At 46.1% G+C, this 4,485-nt stretch carries 4 protein-coding genes; 1 reads left to right on the top strand and 3 read right to left on the bottom strand.

Annotation, left to right across the window (positions count from 1 at the left end):
* The coding region (locus ACTXGO_RS10095; protein ID WP_443574311.1) for a cation:proton antiporter at positions 1–1,002 on the top strand (1,002 nt) is incomplete at its 5' end.
* Between the two features lie 129 nt (positions 1,003–1,131).
* Here ACTXGO_RS10095 and ACTXGO_RS10090 read toward each other — a convergent pair.
* The 3 genes from ACTXGO_RS10090 to ACTXGO_RS10080 all read right to left on the bottom strand — a co-directional run bounded on the left by ACTXGO_RS10090 (position 1,132) and on the right by ACTXGO_RS10080 (position 3,988).
* A complete protein-coding gene (locus tag ACTXGO_RS10090; protein WP_435950378.1) occupies positions 1,132–1,647 on the bottom strand; it encodes a DUF2127 domain-containing protein in 516 nt (171 codons plus the stop codon).
* Positions 1,640–2,845: a dihydroorotase gene (locus ACTXGO_RS10085; protein ID WP_435950377.1), complete on the bottom strand. Its 1,206-nt coding sequence runs from the start codon at positions 2,843–2,845 to the stop codon at positions 1,640–1,642. Before ACTXGO_RS10085 ends, ACTXGO_RS10090 begins: the two co-directional genes overlap by 8 nt.
* A 69-nt stretch (positions 2,846–2,914) precedes the next feature.
* Positions 2,915–3,988 (bottom strand): aspartate carbamoyltransferase catalytic subunit, encoded by a 1,074-nt coding sequence (locus tag ACTXGO_RS10080; RefSeq protein WP_317200639.1) that lies wholly within the window; start codon positions 3,986–3,988, stop codon positions 2,915–2,917.
* Positions 3,989–4,485: the final 497 nt, after the last annotated feature.

Below are 4,485 nucleotides of genomic sequence, written 5' to 3'. Positions count from 1 at the left end.
GCAGCAGCGTTGCATGTCAATATTGGCGACTTAAAACGTTATAAGCTACCTATTGGCATTTTGGCAGGCGCAGGTACAGTGATATCTGCGGTACTGATCGCTATCGCCCTATATTACATGCTGCCCCTGTTCGGCTTTGGCTTACCACTTATTTGGTGCCTGTTATTTGGCGCGCTGATATCGCCTACTGATCCTATTGCGGTTATGGGCATCTTGTCCTCAGCTGGCGCGCCAAAGAGCCTAGAGACCGTTATCGCTGGCGAGTCGTTGTTTAACGACGGCCTAGGCGTGGTTATCTTTGTTCTGCTTCTAGGTATTTTAACGAGCGGTGATATTCCTACTGCTAACTATGTCGCCCATACCTTAGCCGTTGAGGCAGGCGGCGGTATCGTCTTTGGGTTGGTGCTTGGTGCTATTTTGTACTATATGATAAAGAGCATCGATAGCTATCAAGATGAGGTGTTACTAACTTTGGCAGGCGTGATCGGCGGGTATGCGCTCGCCAGTCATTGGCATCTGTCAGGACCGTTAGCTATGGTGATGATGGGGTTGATGGTCGGCAATCGTGGTCGCGCCTTAGCTATGAGTGACAAGACTCGCCATTATGTTGATCTATTTTGGGAGCTTATTGATGAGATTTTGAACGCGATTTTGTTTGTCTTAATCGGTTTAGAAGTGGTTATGATCGCTTACTCAGGTAATTTATTTATCGCTGCTATCTTAACTATCATCATTGCCCTACTTGCTCGGTTTATCGTTGTCGGTATGACTACCAAAACCTTTAACCGTCAGCTTGATTTGCCCTCAGGCGCTTGGAAGGTACTGACATGGGGCGGGCTGCGCGGCGGTATTTCAGTCGCTTTAGTACTGCAACTGCCAACAGGGCCTGAGCGTGATATTTTGCTGGCGCTAACTTACGCGGTAGTGATATTTTCCATTTTGGTACAAGGTTTGAGCGTTGGTCGAGTCGCCAGATCGATAAGTCCAAAGCAACCGAGTTAAAGTGCACGGCTGCTGACTAATGGCTTGCTATTAAGACTTTAAAATTAAAAAAAGCAGGATAACGCTATCGCTTTAAAGATAGTCTTATCCTGCTTTTTAAGCAAAACCTTTATGGTGTTAAAACTATTCTTATAACAGACCTTTTTGTCTCATGCTGCGATAGACCACGATGACGATAATGACATTAAGTATTAAAATACTTAGCTTAAACCAATCAAAGGGACTGATAACTAAGTAATAAATCTCGACAGGAATAAATATTCCGTAGCCAATGACACTAAACCAGTAGGCCCACGTTTTGTCTTGCCACAAGCCATAAGCTTCAATAAACCGTAGACTGACATAAAAAACGATAAACAGTAAAAAAAGCGTCCAGTTTTGACTCGCTTGCTGAGCAATTTGTATAGTGCTCTCAACTTGCGGCGCTAATAATGTACCAAAATAACGCCGCCATGAGTCATTAGCGCTTGCAAGCCAATGCTCAAGATCGTTATGCCATAACACTAGTGCTGCTGCGCCTAATAGCGCGCCTACGCCTTTGACAATCTCATAGATAGCGACAGCTTTAATCGATTCACTAGAATGATGGCTGTCCTCTGATATAACTGTATGATCCGCTTGGGGTGAATCTGGCGTATTAGCCAAAGAAAGTCTCCACAACGCGCCCTTGCAACTGCTGATTAAAAAACGGTGTATTTTTGCCATTAGAATACATAGTCTGCGCGGTGACTTGCCACTCAAGGTCAGGATCGACGAGTACAGCCCCGCCTATGCTCTCGTATTGGGCTTCGATACCTGCAATCTTGGCAGGATTAAGACATATCTTGTCTACCAGCTGCGCCAAACTGAGCACCTCATCGCGTACCAACTGACAGGCTAGAGCCATAAAGGTATCAAAATTTGAGATACCAGGTGTGCTCTCTGCGAATGGCGCTTTTTTGGCGGTAGCATTGAGCGGTTCGTGATGACTACAGATAGCGTCGATAGTGCCGTCTTTGAGCCCACGCAGTAATGCTTGTTGATCGGTATTACTGCGTAGCGGTGGTAATACATAGGCCTGCGCATTAAATCCTTCTAAATTATCATCGGTCAGGTACAACTGATGCATCGCCACATCACAGGTGACTGGCAGGCCTTTATCCTTTGCCCAGCGCATGAGCTCAACTGATGATTTACATGATAGCTGACTAAAATGCGCGGCAATACCCGTCTCCTCTACCATCAGCAGCTGCGTTGATAATGCTACGGTTTCTGCAATCCATGGAATACCTTGCAAACCATGATAAGAAGCAATATAGCCTTCATGCGCCACGCCTTCACCTGACAGACTAGGTTCATCAGGATAAAAGAATACTTTCATACCAAAGGTCGCCGCATACTCAAGTGTGCGCAGTAACACTAAATCATTCTTAAAAGGCCTGCGCGCGTTGGAGACTGCGATACAATTGCCCTTTTTTAGGCCAGCGATGTTAGAGGGATGTGTGCCCTCAAGCCCTGCGGTCAAAGCACCCAAGATATGTAAATAAATACCGCCGTCATCAAGCGCGCGCTCACGTAAGCCCTTGAGCAGCGAGCCGTTTTCTAAAATAGGATGGGTATCAGGAGGGGTGACCACATGCAAAAATCCATTGGCGCGCGCGGCCTGCCCTTCAGATATTAGCGTACCATGCTGCTGCTGACCTGGCTCTCTGAGGCGCGCACATAGATCAACGAGCGGCGGTAGCAGCCACATCTCATTGTCTATATTTTTATCGCTTAGATGATCATTTACAGTGCTTGGCAGCGTAGACGATAATGACTGCGGTAGCAGATTACGTATTAAGTTATTGGTGTTTGTGGACATGAGCATAAATACCGTATTAATAAAAGTTAAAAAGTGAGGCGACAACGCTAAATGGCATTACATAATAGGTTATGCCCCAGACGCTTGATGAGCGCGCTGCCCCTCCATCGCCATTGCTAAAACAGCCATACGAATCGCTACGCCGTTACTCACCTGCTCTAGGATTACTGATTGCGGGCCATCTGCCACGCTTGAGGCGATCTCAACGCCGCGGTTCATCGGTCCTGGATGCATAATTAGGGCATCTGGTTTTGCTCGTGCGACGCGTGCAGGTGTTATTCCATAGTGTTTGTAATACTCGTTCGATGACGATAATAGCGGCGAGTCGATACGCTCGTTTTGGATACGCAGGCCCATGATGACATCGCAGTCACTCACGCACTGATCGATATCTTCATAGACTTTGACGCCAAAGCGCTCAATGCCCTTGGGTAAAAGCGTACGCGGCGCGATAACGCGGATATCTTTGACCCCTAACGTCTGTAGAGCGCTGATGTCTGAGCGCGCCACTCGCGAGTGCTTTATATCACCGATGATAGCGACAGATAACTCCTCAAATGGTCGCGGAGCATTGCGATGAATGGTCAGCATGTCGAGCATTCCTTGAGTGGGGTGCGCATGCCAGCCATCACCGCCATTGATGATGGCAATGTTAGGCGTAACCTCTGTGGCCATAAAGTGCGCAGCGCCCGATGCTGAATGACGCACAACAAAGATATCAGCAGTCATTGCCTGCAAGTTCCACAAAGTGTCACGTAAGCTCTCACCTTTTTTGGTACTAGAGCGCGCGATATCGATGTTAAGGACGTTGGCACCTAGGCGCTTTTCAGCGACCTCAAAAGTGGTACGCGTACGGGTCGATGGCTCAAAGAACAAGTTCATCACGGTACAGCCTTCAAGCTCAGGTCTATTAATTAATAAGCCCTTATCATCAAAAAAGGTCTCCGCTTTGGCTATAATGGCCTGCAGCTGCGCCTTATTTAATCCTTCTACACCCAAAAAGTGACGGATACTGCCATCAGCATTAAGCTGCGGTCGACTGAGCGACGTGTTTAGCCTTTGATGAATGGTACTTGGATCAAACTTGACATAGTCAGAGGGTGAGATTTTATTGGTAGCATGGCTATCGGTAGCATTTGGCATAATGACGAGTCTTTGTGGTTGTTTTAATAAGTATGGCTAGATGGAACATATTGAGCACTATTTCAATCAATGACGAACCTTTATTCGTAGGCAAAGCGGTAGATACAGCGACATTTTAGCGCTTATTTGCTACACTTTGTCTCAAACTTATCTATAAAAATAGACACTTTACATTTAATAAATCTAGTGTAGCTGATTTTATAGCCAGTACAAAGGGACATGACCCGCTTATTATTATTTTTTGAGTCAGTTCAAACGCTGTACAATGAGCTATTTGTATTGATTATCTATTAAATGAAAACCTATGTTATCGCTTTTTTTATTCTATTAGGACACCCTATGACCACCCTAGCCCAATATTTAGACAAGCACTCAAACCAAACTGCGATAAACGACGTGATTACCACGCTAGCGGACGTTGGCATCACCATATCAGAGTTACTTAGAAAAGGTGCGCTTGCTGATATTATGGGCGAAGCTGGCAATCAAAACGTGCA

Source organism: Psychrobacter sp. T6-1, from assembly GCF_052258445.1.
Note: the sequence above shows the minus strand (reverse complement) of the source record. Positions and strands in the feature narration are given on the sequence as shown.